A 16,181-nucleotide genomic window follows, 5' to 3' on the forward strand; every position below is an offset into this window, starting at 1 on the left:
TTGGCTGACACGGGCAAATGAGTGGCGCTGTATTATCTGTGGTATCTGTGTTTTTTTGCCTTTATAAAGCAGGTTTTGACCCCATTTAACTCAAAATAAATCCGACAAAACTGCTATACTTTCCGTCTATTTCACGATTCATTGTTAGCGATAAATTTTGACAAGTATTATTATTCATAACAGGTAACTTCATGCCCGCAACTTCTCACGACTCTGCTTTAGATTTGACCCTACACCCTGCTTTTACCCTACGCGCTCATGAGCGCATCGATGCGCTATCGCTTGATGTGCTGGTGAGTGAACATAACGCCACTGGGTTGATTCATTATCACCTCGCCCACCCGAGTGATGAAAATGCCTTTATGATTGGCTTTCGCACCCAGCCGATGACCGACCGCGGTGAAGCGCATATTTTGGAGCATACCAGTCTATGTGGCTCTGAAAAATATCCCGTGCGCGACCCGTTTTTTAGCATGATTAAGCGCTCGCTCAATACTTTTATGAATGCGTTTACTGCGGCAGATTGGACGGCGTATCCGTTTGCCACCCAAAACCGTCAAGATTATTTTAACTTGTTGTCGGTGTATTTAGATGCGACATTTTTCCCAAGTTTAAATCCGCTTGATTTTGCCCAAGAAGGGATTCGCGTGGAGCTTGATGAAGACGGCAAACCCCAGTATAAAGGCATTGTGTTTAATGAAATGAAAGGCGCGATGAGTGGCGAGATTGACCAGTTGTATCATACGCTGGCGCGTCATTTATTCCCCACAACCACTTATCACTACAATTCTGGCGGTGAGCCTGCTGCCATTACCGAGCTGACTCACGCTGATTTGGTCAAGTTTCATCAAAGTCACTATCATCCAAGCAATGCGGTGGTGATGAGCTTTGGCAATATTCCTGTGGCAGAGACCCAAGCCCGTATCCATGAGGATGCATTGGCGGTGACAGGCAAAGCGTTTGCTAAAGGGCAAAAACACGCCTCACGACTCGAAAAATCATTTACCGCGCCAATCAGTGTGACGGACACTTACAGTGTCGATACGGTGAAACCCAAACAAACCCATCACGTCATGGCATGGTTATTACCATCGATTTTAGACGGTAAGCAGCGCCTGGCTATGCGATTACTTGAGGGCGTATTGGTTGAACATGCCGGTTCGCCGCTACGGGCGTATCTCGATAGCCATCCGCTGGCATCTGCCCCAACGCCGCTACTGGGCTTGGATGACAGCCATTATCAGATGGTGTTTTATGCGGGTGTCCGTGGCTCCGAGCCTGAGCATGGCGATGCTATTGAGCAAGGGATTTTGGACTTACTCAAACAAGTGGCAGACCAGCCTGTGGACAGTGAAGCGATTGAAACCATTTTGCACCAAATCGAAATCGACCAACGTCATATCGGTGGCGATAGTATGCCATATGGTCTAAATTTGATGCTTGAAGGCTTTAGTACTGCTATCCACGACGGCGATCCCATGCATGTGTGGGATATCGATGAAAACCTAAACTGGCTACGTGAACAAGTACAAAACCCTGATTTTATCGCCGATTTGATACGCAAATTTTTGCTCGACAATCCGCATCGCGTGCGCTTGACACTCATCCCTGATGCCAGCAAATCTGAGCAACAAGCCAAGGATGAGCAAGCCAAACTTGACGCCATCGCAGCGTCACTCACTGCTGACACCCGTAATGCGCTCATCGCCCAAGCCAAAGCCCTTGCCGAGCGCCAAGCTACGCCTGATGATGTGGATTTGCTACCCAAAGTGGGATTGGCGGATATTCCTGCCCAAATTCAATTTAAAACAGGTAAAAAGCGCGATATCACTTTAAGTGGTGTGCCAAGTACGTTATATGAATATGAAGCAGGCACCAATGGTCTGTACTATTATCAAGTGATTATGCCCCTAGAGGGTCATGAAGCGCTTATCAATCACCCAGATTTACCAACCTATCTGAGCTTGATCAGCGAAGTGGGCACGCGCAAACACGATGCCTTGGCATTTCAAGCGCGGCAAGCACGCCATTCAAGCGGTGTGACTGTCAGAATCAGCCAGCGCACATCACCTGATAATCCCGAAAAAATGGATAGCTTTTTGGTGGTCGCTACCCGTTCATTGTCACGTAAATTTGAAGCAATTGAGCTGCTTAAAGAAGTACTCAACGACACTATTTTTACCGAATATGCGCGGATGGAAGAGCTACTAACCCAAAAACAAATGGGCTGGCAATCGCGCCTTGCCAATGCAGGTCATGCGTATGCCATGCAAACAGCGAGCCGTAACACCAGTAAAATCGCCCGTCTTGAATATGTACGCGGTGGTTTGCCTGCATTAAATAGCCTAACTGAATTTTTGCAGCAAGCGGAGCAAGATAGCAGTGCGTGGCAAAAGCTGGGAGAGCGCTTAGCCAGTTTACATAGCTACATCAAAGCCCTACCAAAACAAGCGCTCATCATCGCCGAAGCAGAGATATTACCGACGCTGCAACAAGCGATTAGCGAGAGCTGGCAAGCGCCTGTTGACGAGCCTACCGCTACTTTAATCGAATCGCCCATTACCACTGACGGTAGCGATATCGCCTGGCTTGCGCAAACCAATGTATTTCATCATGCGCTTGTCTTTGACGCCGTGCCCACCAACCATCCCGATGCCCCTGCCTTGATGGTACTCTCAAGCGTACTACGCAACAACTATCTGCATCGTACCATTCGTGAGCAAGGCGGTGCGTATGGCGGCGGCGCGAGCTATGATAGCAATGCTTGCTCTTTCAAGTTTTATAGCTACCGTGACCCACGAGACCAAGCCACGTTTGATGACTTCTTGGGTAGTATTGATTGGTTACTCGCGCAAACCACAGGCGAAAAAACCGATGCCTGGATTGAAGAAGCGATTTTAGGATTGATGGCAGGTATGGATAAGCCCGCAAGTCCTGCGGGTGAAGCGGTCAAGGCGCTGTTTGCTGAGTTGCATGGTCGCGGCAAAGACTGGCAACAAGCGATGCGTGCCAAAATCTTGGCGGTCAGCCTTGATGACTTACAGCGGGTGACAACCACCTACCTCAAAGACAAGCCTTACACCCGCGCAAGCCTTGCGCCGTTTGATAAAGCTGAACTCATGCAAAACATGGGGTTTAAAGTGGAAAAGGTGATTTAATAATTTAAGTAGTGATACCATGTTAAATGATAATATCGTTGTTGGTCGGGTTAGTCAGTCTTTTATGGCGTAACCCGACAACTTCAAGGGTGACAGTCGTGTCATGCTGTCGCTAACACGACCTACAACTATATATTTAATTTTGTTTTATTACTTAATTATGGACAATTAGGCTAGGTAATTCTCGCCTAGTTTACTTTATATACACTCGATTAAATTCATCAATCAAAACAGGCAATGCTTGTTGGTAATAATGTAACCAAGCCTGTTTAGCAGTGCTACCCCCATAATTGTTAATAAAACCATCACATAGCGATTTTTCAATTAACGGTTCATTGATAAAATTTTCGTCAAGGCGATTAACTGCGGTAATGACTTCAAGTGTAGCCAATGCCTTTTTATCCAATTTTTCAAAATTATCTTGCCATTGATGCGTTTGAGCCAAATCGCTTTGTATCGTTGGAAAAATTGCTAATAAATTATCTTTTACAAACTGAACTTTATCAGCATAATCAGATGAAATTTTAGAGCAGCGGTGATAAAAATAGCCTGTGGCAGATACCGCAAAATTGGATAAAATAATTTGTTGGTCTAAAGAAGCAACTTGTGATTTATCAATCGGTTTTTCAAAATATGAATTGACAAGAATTTTTTCAATGTCAGAATTTTTTGTCTCTGCATGACATGTCAAACCCATAAACAACATAAGTGCTAATATTAATTTTTTCATGATTAACATCACTTAATTCTAAACCACCACCAATTCAATTTTACCCAGTCCGTCAATTTGCGCCAGTATGGTATCGCCTTTGACCACAGCACCTACGCCCGCTGGCGTCCCTGTAAAAATCAAATCCCCTGCTTTGAGTTCAAAAAACTCGGATAAATTGGCAATGGTCTCTGCCACATTCCAGATTAACTGATTGATATTGCCTTGTTGTTTGGGCTCGCCATTCACCGCCAGTGAAATATTTGCTTGTTGTATCTCAGCAACGCTAGCAACAGGATAAATTTCGCCAATGGGTGCCGAATAGTCAAACGCCTTGCCAATCTCCCAAGGGCGACCCGATTTTTTCATTTCGTTTTGCAAGTCGCGGCGCGTCATGTCGAGCCCCACGGCATAGCCAAAAATCAGCTCATGTGCCTGTGCTACACTCACATTAGCACCCGCTTTGCCAATCGCAACCACCAACTCTACTTCATAATGTAGCGCTTGCGTTTTAGTCGGATAAGGCAATTGGGCAACGCTATCGGGTCGAACCGCAATAATCGACTCGCTGTCACCGGCCTTACAAAAGAAAAATGGCGGCTCACGGTCTGGGTCACTGCCCATTTCTCGGGCGTGGTCGGCATAGTTGCGCCCCACGCAATACACGCGGCGGACAGGAAAGGTTTGCTCGGATTGATGGATAGGCAGTGCCACCACTTGGCTGGGTGGAAAAATCGTATTCATGGTGATTCTACTTGGTTGGTTGGGGTATCAGATGGCGGCTGGGTGATGGCAATATCAGTGACATGAGTGACATGTTTGTCATCTGCTAAATTGCTAGCAGGTTGCCACGCTTGCAAAAACTTATCATGGCGCAGGCTATTGTCTTGATTGGTGAACGATTGCAGATAGTCTCGGGTGGTGGATTCCCATTGCTCACTTTGCTCAGCGGTAAATTGTCCCGTCAATCTTTGGTAGCGCAAAAAAATTAGCCAAGTATTGAGCACATCACTTTCACAATAGGTGGTGAGCTTATCCCATGCTTCTGCTTGCACCATCGGCACCACATCATAGCCGTCCAACGCTTGCTTGCCTGCAAAGCCGCATAGGGATGCCACGACATCGAGTTTTTGCGATGTGCTATTCATGGCAAGTTTTACCATCAAATCGGTATGACGGTCATGATACCGGTTGATATAGTTGTTGTATCTCATCTCACCGGTTTGGCTAAACAGCTTGGGCGCGGTTAGACCATGCTGTAACGCCCGATACACCATGACGGGTATATCAAAGCCCTTGCCATTCCAGCTCACCAACAACGGATTTTTTTCGATGGCATTAAAGAAGGTTTGAATCATTTGCGCTTCGCTATGGTCAGCCAGCGACAGCGATTTTAGGGTCATTTTGCCGCCCGCCACCCACAACACCGAAAGACAAGCGATTTGGTGCAAAGGCAGCGGCATAAAAGGATGCCCAACATCTTGCTCACGCAGTGCCATAAGCTTGGTCATGGCATCGTTATCCGATAACTCAGCCAACTCAGGGTATAGCCGCTTGCCTGTGGCAACATCGGGTATGGTTTCGATATCAAATACTAAAATCGGCGCTGGCGTAGCCATAATACTTCCTTGTTAGTTTCTGCTTTAGGTTATTGGGTATTAAGCGTCATCTTTAACACCAAACAACCCTGTTGATAGATAACGATCGCCACGGTCACAGACGATAAAGGCAATCACCGCATCCGGGTGTTCTTTAGCGATTTGGTACGCTGCCCACGCCGCACCACCTGATGATACCCCCGCAAAAATCCCTTCTTCGCGGGCAAGCTTACGCATAAACACTTCCGCATCGTGCTGTTCGATGTCTATCACCCTATCCACCAAACTTGGCTCAAAAATCTTTGGCAAATAGGCGGCTGGCCATCGGCGAATCCCGGCGATATTAGCGCCTTCAGCGGGCTGTAAACCGATAATTTGCACGTTTGGGTTTTGTTCTTTTAGGTATTTGGATACGCCCATGATGGTGCCTGTGGTCCCCATTGAGCTAATAAAGTGGGTAATCGTGCCATTCGTTTGCTGCCAAATCTCAGGGCCTGTGGTCAGATAATGCGCTTGTTTGTTGTCAGGGTTGTTAAACTGGTCAAGTACGATGCCTTTGCCTTCTGCCTGCATTTGCTGGGCAAGGTCGCGTGCCGACTCCATGTTATCGACTTCAATCAATGTCGCCCCATACGCTGCCATCGCGTCTTTACGCTCTTGGGTAGAGTTGCTAGGCATAATCAGCGTCATGGCATAGCCGCGCATTGCTGCGACCATGGCAAGGGCGATGCCTGTATTGCCACTGGTGGCCTCAATGATGGTGTCGCCTGGCTTGATAGTGCCACGCAGTTCCGCTTGATAAAACATATTGTAGGCAGGGCGGTCTTTCACTGAGCCCGCTGGATTGTTGCCTTCAAGTTTGGCAAGCAGGGTGGCTGTGCCTTGGTCGGTTTGCGGTGCAAATCGCGCCAGCTTGACCAGTGGCGTATGTCCAATGCAGTCATTGAGCGTGCTGGTTTCAGTGATGAAATTATTGTGGGTCATAAGACAACCTTAGTTTTTGGCCATGAACTTTTGATAATACGAGTTTTGAGTAGACGCATTTAGTCTAGCTTATAGATTAGCTAGCGTTAATTAGTTTTTTTAACAGTAAATTTTTTAGATTGCGCGCGTAGTTTAGCAAAATTCGTATCACCCGTCAGTTGCGAATCATGATTATTGTGCAAGTCATTTTTCCACCGCTACCCCATCTGATTTTATCTCTATTTTTTGCTAGGGTATAGACTTGTCAAAAATTTACTTGCGACAAAAACCCTAGCTATACAAGCAAAATTGGCTAAAATCCTATAAAATAAAACGCTATACCCCAAAACCCTGATAAAAAATCTGATGCCTAAATTAGGCTGATGCAAGGCTAGCAATGTGAGCAAACGATTTCACTTGGATTTTTCCACCGCTTATGGACAGTTGATACTGTTGGTGTTTTTGCCGATTAGCGCACTCGCGTTGACGGGTGGTTTTCTGGTGTTATCGGATACTAGCCGTGCTGCGCGTACTATTCAGCAATCAACCGCCGATAATTTGCTAGTGACTTTACAGCCAGTCGCCGCTTCCATGCAGACGAATCTGATTAAAATCAACCAAGCGCTATCTACAACTACCACTCAGCCTAATAGCGATAATGGTTCAAATAAAGATGGCTTAAATAAAGATAACTTAAACAAACACATTGCAAATAAAGCTGAGCTATCGCCCAAAGAATTGGCGACACTGCAAGCCAATGTGAAATTTGCCCTACAAAATGCCATCAACGACAAACACTTGCAAGGCGTGGCGATTGTCAACGAACAAAGCAAAGTGTTGGTCAGTTTTGGTGATTTATCACAACAGCCCAATCCGCGCTTGTTGCCTTTTTTGGGACGACACCTTGAATCGCAAAGCAATACGCAGCAAACTTATTTGCTGACGCAGCTCAACACCCAATCCAACAGCCTGTTTAATAGCAAGGGTAGTAGTTTATTTGGTCGAAAATTGGTACTCAGCCCGCCCGCCAATGCGACTGCCCCACTACCGACCTTGTGGCTTATTGTCAATATTGATAATGAGCCGCTACAAGTCGCTCGCTATCAAGTGATGTTAGCGTTAGCGATTACCGGACTCTTTACTATTTTGCTGCTGCTATTGACCACCCACATATATGCTAGACGCTGGATTGCGCCGATTTATGAGATGCGGTTACATTTGCAGCGCACCAACGCCAACAACCTGTATAAACCGATGACCATCAACGCCAGCGGTGAAATCAACCAACTGCAACAGGATTTGGTCAAGACCTTAAGACGTCTGCATAAAAGTTTCCAAGAACTCAAAAATCACGCCGAACAGACCGAAGATGATTTGCGATTGGCTTTTGATGAGATGGAAATGCAAAACATCTCAATTCGTAATGCGCGTGATGCCGCGGTTTCAGCCAGTCAAACCAAATCGGCATTTTTAGCCAATATCAGTCATGAATTACGCACCCCTCTTAACAGTATTGATGGCTTTATCAACCTATTATCCCGTCATGGCGGCTTAAATGCCGAGCAAGACTTGTACGTGCAAACGATTCGTAAGTCTTCAGCGCACCTATTAGCACTGGTCAATGACGTGCTTGATTTTTCTAAGATTGAAGCTGGTAAATTGGTACTAGATAGTCATGAATTTGACCTGTATGCCAGTATCTACGATGTGGTGGATATGCTATCGCCACTGGCGGCAGAGAAAGACTTGCGCCTGGCGGTGTTCTTCTATGACGATGTGCCGCATTATCTGGTGGGGGATGCGTTACGTACCAAGCAAGTGTTGACCAATCTTGTTAACAACGCCATCAAATTTACCGATGATGGCGAGGTCATTGTGCGGGTCAGTCTGGATGATGACATCGATGATTTAATTCATATCAGTGTCCAAGACACAGGGCGCGGGATTTCGCCTGAGCATCAAAAAGTGCTGTTCCAAAGTTTTTCGCAAGGCGATCCTTCGATTACTCGCCAGTACGGCGGTACGGGGCTAGGGTTGGTGATTTCAAAACAGCTTACCTATCTGATGGGCGGCAATATTGGTTTTTATGACAACGCCACTGAGCAAGCGGGTGATGCGAGCCAATCGCACAAAATCAAAGGCACGACATTTTGGTTTACTTTGCCGATGAGCATCAGTAACCAAGAGCAGCAGCGCCTGCTTATCCATGACCCCATTTGGCAGTTACCAGCCATAATCGCGCCAAAAACTGATGCCGGTTATGTGGCGGCTGATGCTATCGCTGCGGTAAATATTTTGGTTTGGATTGACCATCCTGCAAGCTTACAAGTGTTAAAAGGCTCGCTGCGTGAATTGCCGATTGCCATTACTACCGCAAGTACGCTAGCCAGCCTACTTGAATCGCTCAAAGAAACAGGCAATCATTGGGATTGGGTCATCGTGGACAATGGCACCACTGAGGATACCACGTCGCTGCTCAAACAAGTACGCTTACATTATGCTGGTAAGTTGCTACTATTTGGCTATCAAGTCAATCTTGAGCCAGAATTGTTGTCGCGTTACCAAGCACAAGCCTTGTATCAGCCGCTCGATCGTCGCCAACTTTATCAGCTGCTCGATAGCAATTCTGCCAGCAGCCAAGAGCCCACACTGCCGCAGTGGCATGGCTTTACTGTGCTTGCCGTGGATGACCATCTGCCCAATTTGTTGGTACTAGAAGCGTTATTGGCTGAACTAAGTATTAATGTGGTGACGGTCAATAGTGGGTTTGACGCCATTGAATACATCACCACCCACCAGTCACAAAGCGATACTGCCGTGGATTTGATTTTTATGGACATTCAAATGCCAAGAATGTCAGGCAGTGAAGCCGCCATCCAAATCCGTAAGGTTGAAACGCAAGCAGGACATAAACATATTCCGATTATTGCCCTGACCGCACATAGTCTATCGGATGAACGCGATAAATTATTGGCATCTGGGATTGATGACTATGTGGGCAAGCCAATCAGCCAAGCCCAGTTATTGCAAATCCTGCAACGCTGGTTGGGTAAACACAGCACGTCTGTATCCGCTGATGTGACTTTTGACTCAACCGCTGATGTGGCTTCTGACAAATCTGCTATCAACTCAACCATCTCGGCGCGGTCGATAGCGTCTGGGGCAAATCACCCGCGTACTGCACCTGCAACCCTCAAAGAGAGTGCCGTATTTGCTCATACGCCATTAGCCGCCTCAGCGACTGCCACCGATGACAACGCTAATCTACCAAGCCTACCATCGGTCAGCAGTCAGCATAGCGCTGAGTCACTAGCAAGTCTTGCTGTCATTGATTGGGATGATGCGGTGATGCGGGTAGCAGGTAAGCCTGATTTGGCAGCCAACTTGATTACCCTACTGATTGAGTCGATTGAGCAGGAAAAAAGTGACTTGCAGCAGGCTTGGCAGCGCCACGACAGACAAGCCTTGTCCCACGTCGCGCATCGCATTTTAGGGGCGAGTCGTTATACGGGCGTACCACAGCTCCGCCAAGCCAGTCAAAATCTTGAAGACAAGTGCTTACTCAATATCAACAATAGCTCGCCTGCGCAATTTGCCATTTTGGCGCCTTATTATGAGCAAATGCTACAAGCGCTCGATAACTTGGCACAGGCAGATTTGAGCCAATTCCCTGCACTCAAATATGCCCAGCTCAAAGAAAACGACATGACTTGGAAGATGATTTAATGCCCATCACCACAATGCCGCCTAGGTTTGGTATACTTGCCATTTCACGTTACCTTTCTTAAACGTATCGTCCGATATCGCCTCTTGTGCCCAATCAACAAAATCAGTAAAGTGAGATTAATGGTTGCAAATCATTGGCAATCATTGCGTTCTCGCAACATTTTTTAAGTTTATTGGGACAGTTAAATTTTAAGGATGCGTATGTCGGTTTTGTCGGTATCAAAAATATTGCCGTGTGTAGGATTGTTGCCATTTTCTCAGCGTGCTACTGCTTTATCTTTAGCGCAGCGTATCAAAGCTGCAAACGATAACCTTGCGCCCGATGTGCGGTTGGAACTTAGCGGTGATGATAGCGTCATTGTTTGGCTGACACGGATTGACAAGCGCAATGCGTTAAGTTTTGCGTTGATGGATAAACTCATTGATTTAGCCCACCTGCTCACTACCTGGACGGACTTGCGGGCGGTGATTTTGGCAGGTGAAGGTAAAAGCTTTTCTACCGGCATTGATTTGGCGGATTTAAACAACCCAAAAAACCTAAAACAGGTCGCTTGGGAGCTTATCAAACCGTTTCAAAGTAAATTTCAAAAAGTGTGCCTTGTGTGGCGAGAACTGCCGATGCCTGTCGTCAGTGTATTGCATGGACATTGCCTTGGCGCAGGGCTACAGTTGGCACTGGCGACCGATATCCGTATCGCCACAGCGGATTGCCAATTTGCCATTATGGAAGCCAAATGGGGACTGGTAGCGGATATGGGACTGACCCGGTCTGCAATGGGGGTGCTACGCGCCGATATCGTCAAGGAATTAGCAATGACGGCACGGATTTTTGATGGGCAGCAGGCCTTTGACTACGGTGTAGTCAGCCATCTAAGCGATACACCGATGGAAGTTGCCAAAAATTTGGTCGCAGAATTAAGCAATCGCTCCCCCGATGCCGTCTTGGCGAGCAAACGCATCATCAATGCCATGTATCACACGCCTGCAACAACCTTGTATCAAGAGAAACTGTGGCAAATCAAATTACTTCTAGGACAAAACCGCAAACTTGCCGTCAAAAAAGCCAAGGATGAAACCATCAAATTTATTGGGCGTCAATTTAACTAATTTAACCTACGGCTTAATTGACCTTGGTGAGTGCCATCATGCTAAGACCCCTGTTCAAACGTCGTCTTATTTTTTTAGCCAGCCTATTTTTGGTATGTATGGCGATTTTGTTTTTTATCGCCTGGTGGGGTCGTCTGCCTGCCAACACGGGTAAGCTAAGCACTTACCAAACCGCTGTCATTACCAAAGACAATCAAAAAACGGTGGCAACGGATATGCCACCTGATGAGCCCTCCAGTCGTTTTCGCCAATTTGGCTCGCAAAGCATGGCCGATGGCATCGCAGAGTTGGTTAAAAGCAATCCACAAAAAACGGGCGTTTATCCCTTGCCCGATGGCATGGATGCGTTTGCCGCACGTATGCTGCTCATTAGCACTGCAGAGAAAACGCTAGATGTGCAGTACTATATTTGGAATAACGACATCACTGGCAATCTGATGTTCCAAGCCATCAAAGAAGCGGCAGAGCGCGGTGTGCGCGTGCGATTATTGATAGATGACAACAATACCCGTGGTCTCGACCCAACGCTGTGGCTACTCAATGAACACCCAAATATTGAAGTGAGGCTGATGAACCCCAATCGTTTTCGCTCGTGGCGCTGGCTAGGGTTTGTGGGCAATTTTGAGCGGCTTAATCATCGTATGCACAACAAATCCATCACCGCCGATAGCCAAATCACCATCACAGGCGGGCGCAATATTGGGGATGAGTATTTTTCTTTAAACCAAGAGATGGTATTTTCTGACCTAGATGTGCTGATGGTTGGGCATATTGTGCCGCAGATGTCACAAGCATTTGACCAATATTGGAACCATAAACTGGCTTTTCCTATCACCGATTTGGTCAAAAAACCTGAGGCATCTGCCCTAAACCAAGTGTTTACCCCAAAAACCCAAAAAGCTGATAAACCCGCATCACAACAACTCGACCCTGTGCTAAAGCTGAAAAACGACTATCTAAACCGCTTGGTGGCAATCGACTTTGTCAACCAAATCAAACAACAAAAATTGCCGCTCTACTGGGCAAGCGTTCAGCTATTGACGGACAATCCTGATAAACTGGTCAGCAAAGCCAATAGCCAAGGGTTAGACATCAACCAAAGCTTAGGTAAAATTAGTAGTGAACTCAATTTAATCTCTGCGTATTTTGTACCCACGGAACAAGGCAAAGATTATTTTATCAACCTTGCAAAAAAAGGCGTAGCGGTGAATATTTTAACCAATGCCATGAGCGCCACCGATGTCAAGCTTGTGCATTCTGGCTATGCCAAACACCGCAAAGACTTACTCAAAGCTGGGGTCAAGCTATATGAGCTAAAGCCCAATGCCATCAAAGACAATCTGCGTGATTCATACTTGACGGGAAGCTCTGCAACCAGCTTGCATGCCAAAACGTTTGAAAGCGATGGTGAAAAGGTGTATATCGGCTCATTCAACTTTGATCCACGTTCAGCCTTGACCAATACCGAACTTGGCGTTGCCATCGCCCACCCTGTCCTTGCCAATAAAATCCGCAATGAATTTTTGCAAGCCTTGCCAACAACCAGCTACACCTTGTCGCTCAAAGATGACAATATTCAGTGGTCAACGCTCGAGAACGGTCAAATCGTCACGTATGATGAAGAACCACAAACCAAGGCTTGGCAGCGTACCCTAGTATGGATGCTATCGCACCTGCCGCTTGAAAGATTTTTATAAGCTGTCATTGTTATGAACGACAGCGTGAGCCAATACGCTTAGCGCAATTGGCTATCTTTACTACCACGGCGATTAAATAGCTCAACTTTTTGCTGATGCTGTTCTAGCGATTGTTGACAACGCACACACAAGTGCACCCCTGGCATCGCAAGACGCCGTGCTTCGGGAATCGGCGCATCGCACTCCTCACAATGAGTTAGGCTCTCGCCCTGTGGCAATGCCCGTTTTGCCCGTTCAATCGCGTCATTAATAGTCGCTTCAATTTGCTCGTTTTCTGCGCCATCCGCAGCCCAACCACTTGCCATATTTTTCCTTGGATTTTAATAGGTTAATCATAATATGGTAGTGGTTTTGTCAAATTTCAATAGCGTATTAAAGCCATCATCGCGCCATTTTATTGTGGCTGTAAATCAATCACCTGACCTTTGATACCTGCCGCCTCATCACTCATCAAGGCAACATACGCACTCATTAAGTCTTCGGGCGCAAGCAAGGTGTTGGGGTTTTCGCTCGGATAGGCAGCAGCCCGCATTTGGGTACGCGTGGCACCGGGATTGATGCAGTTAAAGCGCAGGGTGGTGGTTTTTTGGGTTTCTTGGGTGAAAATATCGCTCATGCCTTCTACCGCCAATTTTGACAGCGCATACGCCCCCCAAAACGCGCGTGGGCGGCTGCCAACACTACTAGAGGTAAACACCACTGAGCCACTTTGTGCAGATTTGAGTAGCGGTAGCAAAGCTTGGGTAAGGGTAAAGGTGGCATTAAAATTGACTTTCATCACTTGCTCAAAAATAATCGGGTCATACATCTCAAGCGGGGTCAATACACCGAGCAACCCTGCATTGTGTAAAACACCGTCCAAATGCCCGACTTCACGCTCAATCAAAATCGCCAATTGCTGCATTTCGGTGTAGCTGGCGCTCTCTAAATTCATCGGCAACAACGCAGGTTGTGCACCACCTTCTGCTTCAATTAGGTCATATACAGCTTCAAGCTTGCTCGCGGTTTTGCCAAGTAGTAGCACGGTGGCGCCATATTTTGCATAGCTTAGCGCGGCTGCTTTACCGATGCCATCACCTGCCCCTGTGACCAAAATATTTTTACCTTTTAGACAATCGGTAGGTGGGATAAAGTTACGGATATCATCATGCGTTGCTAAAGTCATAGTTTCCTCAAAATTTTTCTCAAAAGCTTGCTAAAAAATTTACTAAAAATCGGTCAAATTGTTAACGCCTTGTCTATGCATCAAGCGCCTAGTTGCTTGTTCAAATGTCCGCTCAAGCATCCGTCCAATCGCCAAGCAAAGCGGTCAATTCATCGACGCTATGGATGATGTTATCTGCCCCCCAACTGCCCAAATCCGCTTGGTCTTCAGGGGGAATATAGCCATAAGCTGCCAAAATCGTGCGCATATTCGCCACATTGCCCGCTTGAATGTCACGGATATGGTCACCGACATACACACAATTTTCAGGCTGTAACTGACGCCCGAGTTGTTCATTCAGCCGTGCTACTGCCAAATACATGGGCTCTGGGTCAGGTTTGGTGTGTTTGACATCATCAGGGCATACCAGTACGGCACAGCGCTCAGTTAGCTGAAGTTTCTCTAACAAATTTTCCGCCAAATAACGCGGCTTATTGGTGACAATGCCCCATACAATGCCACGTGATTCCAAGTTTTTTAGCAGCGAATCAAGCCCATCAAACAAGCGGCTATCAACACAGATATCGGCTTCATAGGTGTCCAAAAAATCTTGCCGATAAGCCAGCAAGGTTGGGTCATCCTCAGTCACATCGGCAAGCTCGCCAAACATCAGCTTGACCATGGCTCTGGCGCCTGCAGAAACTTGCTCACGAATGGCGGTATCACTGGGCGCTGGGTGCTGGTGTTTGGCGCACATCACCTTAATAATCCGAATAAAATCAGGTGCCGTATCAATCAAGGTACCATCAAGGTCAAACAATACTGCTTGGCATTTTTCAGTCATTTTTTGCTCAAATCAACGATTAATATTTAAGTAAAGCCAACTACTGAGGTTTGTAGACTGCCATCATGTAGTTAACGTCAACATTTTGTGCCAGCCAGTAGTGCTTGATAAGTGGATTGTAATGTAAGCCAATTAAATCTTGACGCTTGCAGCCTGCCCGCTGAGCGAACCGATCTAGCTCGGCTGGGGTGATGAATTTTTCATAATCATGTGTGCCGCGTGGCAACAAGCGTAATAAGTATTCAGCGCCAATCACCGCGAACAGGTAGGATTTTGGGTTGCGATTGATGGTCGATAGTACCAATACGCCATTGGGTTTGAGCAGGGTAAAACAAGCATTGATAATAGACTGCGGGTCTGGCACGTGCTCGAGCATTTCCATACAAGTCACTACATCAAACTCACCAGCATGCGCTTTGGCAAAATCTTCTACAGCAACACAAGCAAAATCAATCGCTTGGCTGGTCTGCGTAGCATGGATTTGTGCTGCCTTGATATTGGCTTCTCCCAAATCAATACCCGTCACTGTGGCGCCGCGCACTGCCATACTATGCGACAAAATACCACCACCACAGCCGACATCTAACACTTTTTTGCCTGTTAAGCCTGATTGCTGGCGGGCGATGGTTTGCTGTTCAATCCAGTTTAAGCGTAGCGGATTGATTTGGTGCAAGGTGGCAAACGCGCCTGATTTGTCCCACCATTCATTGGCAAGGTCGGTGAATTTTTGTACTTCTTGTAAGTCGACGTTTTGCTGTAGGTTCGGTTGTGTCATGATGATAGTTCCGTTTGATTTTTACTTCGCTATTTTTTAATTCGATACTTTTTACTTTAATAGCATGTTATCGCGTTTTTTGAAATGCGGTTACTCGCTAACCACAATTGCTATCAAAAATAGCCTTATTCTAACAGTTTTTAGCCCATGCGCTGTAGAATTTATGTGGCAGGCTGATAGCGTAAAATTGTAGGATAAATTTGTAGGGTAAAATAGCTTATTGCTCCATAACCGCATAACTTTCCAACTTTAAATATGACTGATAAATTAAACTTAAAAAATATAATTTTTAATTTATAAAATTTAATTAACATATTGCTTATTTTTTTCGTCAGTGTAGTTTTTTTTAGTTTACAAAGTATTACACTTAGGCACGTCCTCAATTTATGATAGTATAACGCGCAGGTATTTTCGTATTTTGAGCCCTACTAGCAAGCGATTTTCTATAAGATACTATTCT

General features: G+C 46.3%; 12 protein-coding genes. 4 read left to right on the forward strand and 8 right to left on the reverse strand.

Features of this window, described 5'->3' with window-relative positions; all coding sequences use genetic code 11:
* Positions 1–191 precede the first annotated feature (191 nt).
* The gene (locus tag LAJ61_RS04990; RefSeq protein ID WP_224054686.1) at positions 192–3,158 is read left to right on the forward strand and encodes an insulinase family protein; all 2,967 of its coding nucleotides are present in this window, start codon (positions 192–194) and stop codon (positions 3,156–3,158) included.
* 193 nt (positions 3,159–3,351) lie between these two features.
* Here LAJ61_RS04990 and LAJ61_RS04995 read toward each other — a convergent pair whose 3' ends face one another.
* Genes LAJ61_RS04995 through cysM form a run of 4 tightly spaced genes read right to left on the reverse strand, consistent with a single transcriptional unit; the run spans position 3,352 to position 6,449 of the window.
* Positions 3,352–3,888 carry a hypothetical protein gene (locus LAJ61_RS04995; RefSeq protein ID WP_224054687.1) on the reverse strand — a complete coding sequence of 179 codons (537 nt, stop codon included), beginning with the start codon at positions 3,886–3,888 and terminating at the stop codon, positions 3,352–3,354.
* 18 nt (positions 3,889–3,906) lie between these two features.
* Positions 3,907–4,611, reverse strand: coding sequence for a fumarylacetoacetate hydrolase family protein (locus tag LAJ61_RS05000; RefSeq protein ID WP_224054688.1), 705 nt, complete (start codon positions 4,609–4,611; stop codon positions 3,907–3,909).
* On the reverse strand, positions 4,608–5,486 hold the full coding sequence (locus LAJ61_RS05005; RefSeq protein WP_224054689.1) for a 3'-5' exonuclease: 879 nt from the start codon (positions 5,484–5,486) through the stop codon (positions 4,608–4,610). Before LAJ61_RS05005 ends, LAJ61_RS05000 begins: the two co-directional genes overlap by 4 nt.
* A 39-nt stretch (positions 5,487–5,525) precedes the next feature.
* Positions 5,526–6,449, reverse strand: a complete 924-nt coding sequence (cysM, locus tag LAJ61_RS05010) for a cysteine synthase CysM (RefSeq protein WP_224054690.1) — start codon at positions 6,447–6,449, stop codon at positions 5,526–5,528.
* A 378-nt stretch (positions 6,450–6,827) separates the two neighbouring features.
* Here cysM and LAJ61_RS05015 point away from each other — a divergent pair, with 378 nt between their 5' ends.
* The 3 genes from LAJ61_RS05015 to LAJ61_RS05025 all read left to right on the forward strand — a co-directional run bounded on the left by LAJ61_RS05015 (position 6,828) and on the right by LAJ61_RS05025 (position 12,958).
* Positions 6,828–10,154, forward strand: a complete 3,327-nt coding sequence (locus tag LAJ61_RS05015; RefSeq protein WP_224054691.1) for an ATP-binding protein — start codon at positions 6,828–6,830, stop codon at positions 10,152–10,154.
* Between the two features lie 201 nt (positions 10,155–10,355).
* Positions 10,356–11,261 carry a crotonase/enoyl-CoA hydratase family protein gene (locus tag LAJ61_RS05020; protein ID WP_224054692.1) on the forward strand — a complete coding sequence of 302 codons (906 nt, stop codon included), beginning with the start codon at positions 10,356–10,358 and terminating at the stop codon, positions 11,259–11,261.
* 38 nt (positions 11,262–11,299) lie between these two features.
* A complete protein-coding gene (locus tag LAJ61_RS05025) occupies positions 11,300–12,958 on the forward strand; it encodes a phospholipase D family protein (RefSeq protein ID WP_224054693.1) in 1,659 nt (552 codons plus the stop codon).
* Positions 12,959–12,996: 38 nt separating this feature from the next.
* Here the strand turns inward: LAJ61_RS05025 and LAJ61_RS05030 are convergent, their stop codons facing one another.
* From LAJ61_RS05030 to ubiG, 4 genes are all read right to left on the reverse strand, one after another.
* Positions 12,997–13,263: a DksA/TraR family C4-type zinc finger protein gene (locus tag LAJ61_RS05030; protein WP_050325275.1), complete on the reverse strand. Its 267-nt coding sequence runs from the start codon at positions 13,261–13,263 to the stop codon at positions 12,997–12,999.
* A gap of 89 nt (positions 13,264–13,352) precedes the next feature.
* Positions 13,353–14,123: a YciK family oxidoreductase gene (locus LAJ61_RS05035; protein ID WP_065253893.1), complete on the reverse strand. Its 771-nt coding sequence runs from the start codon at positions 14,121–14,123 to the stop codon at positions 13,353–13,355.
* 112 nt (positions 14,124–14,235) lie between these two features.
* Positions 14,236–14,946 (reverse strand): HAD family hydrolase, encoded by a 711-nt coding sequence (locus tag LAJ61_RS05040; protein ID WP_224054694.1) that lies wholly within the window; start codon positions 14,944–14,946, stop codon positions 14,236–14,238.
* A gap of 40 nt (positions 14,947–14,986) precedes the next feature.
* Positions 14,987–15,721: a bifunctional 2-polyprenyl-6-hydroxyphenol methylase/3-demethylubiquinol 3-O-methyltransferase UbiG gene (ubiG, locus tag LAJ61_RS05045; protein ID WP_135887748.1), complete on the reverse strand. Its 735-nt coding sequence runs from the start codon at positions 15,719–15,721 to the stop codon at positions 14,987–14,989.
* Positions 15,722–16,181 lie beyond the last annotated feature (460 nt).

This window comes from Faucicola osloensis (assembly GCF_020041925.1).
Classification (GTDB): domain Bacteria; phylum Pseudomonadota; class Gammaproteobacteria; order Pseudomonadales; family Moraxellaceae; genus Faucicola; species Faucicola osloensis_D.

What these genes read in the sequence shown, in the direction of transcription:
- LAJ61_RS05020 (WP_224054692.1), top strand. Translation starts at nt 10,356, where the DNA reads ATGTCGGTTTTGTCGGTATCAAAAATATTGCCGTGTGTAGGATTGTTG.
- LAJ61_RS05030 (WP_050325275.1), bottom strand. Translation starts at nt 13,263, where the DNA reads ATGGCAAGTGGTTGGGCTGCGGATGGCGCAGAAAACGAGCAAATTGAA.
- LAJ61_RS05005 (WP_224054689.1), bottom strand. Translation starts at nt 5,486, where the DNA reads ATGGCTACGCCAGCGCCGATTTTAGTATTTGATATCGAAACCATACCC.
- ubiG (WP_135887748.1), bottom strand. Translation starts at nt 15,721, where the DNA reads ATGACACAACCGAACCTACAGCAAAACGTCGACTTACAAGAAGTACAA.
- LAJ61_RS05025 (WP_224054693.1), top strand. Translation starts at nt 11,300, where the DNA reads ATGCTAAGACCCCTGTTCAAACGTCGTCTTATTTTTTTAGCCAGCCTA.
- LAJ61_RS05000 (WP_224054688.1), bottom strand. Translation starts at nt 4,611, where the DNA reads ATGAATACGATTTTTCCACCCAGCCAAGTGGTGGCACTGCCTATCCAT.
- LAJ61_RS05040 (WP_224054694.1), bottom strand. Translation starts at nt 14,946, where the DNA reads ATGACTGAAAAATGCCAAGCAGTATTGTTTGACCTTGATGGTACCTTG.
- LAJ61_RS04995 (WP_224054687.1), bottom strand. Translation starts at nt 3,888, where the DNA reads ATGAAAAAATTAATATTAGCACTTATGTTGTTTATGGGTTTGACATGT.
- LAJ61_RS04990 (WP_224054686.1), top strand. Translation starts at nt 192, where the DNA reads ATGCCCGCAACTTCTCACGACTCTGCTTTAGATTTGACCCTACACCCT.
- LAJ61_RS05035 (WP_065253893.1), bottom strand. Translation starts at nt 14,123, where the DNA reads ATGACTTTAGCAACGCATGATGATATCCGTAACTTTATCCCACCTACC.
- cysM (WP_224054690.1), bottom strand. Translation starts at nt 6,449, where the DNA reads ATGACCCACAATAATTTCATCACTGAAACCAGCACGCTCAATGACTGC.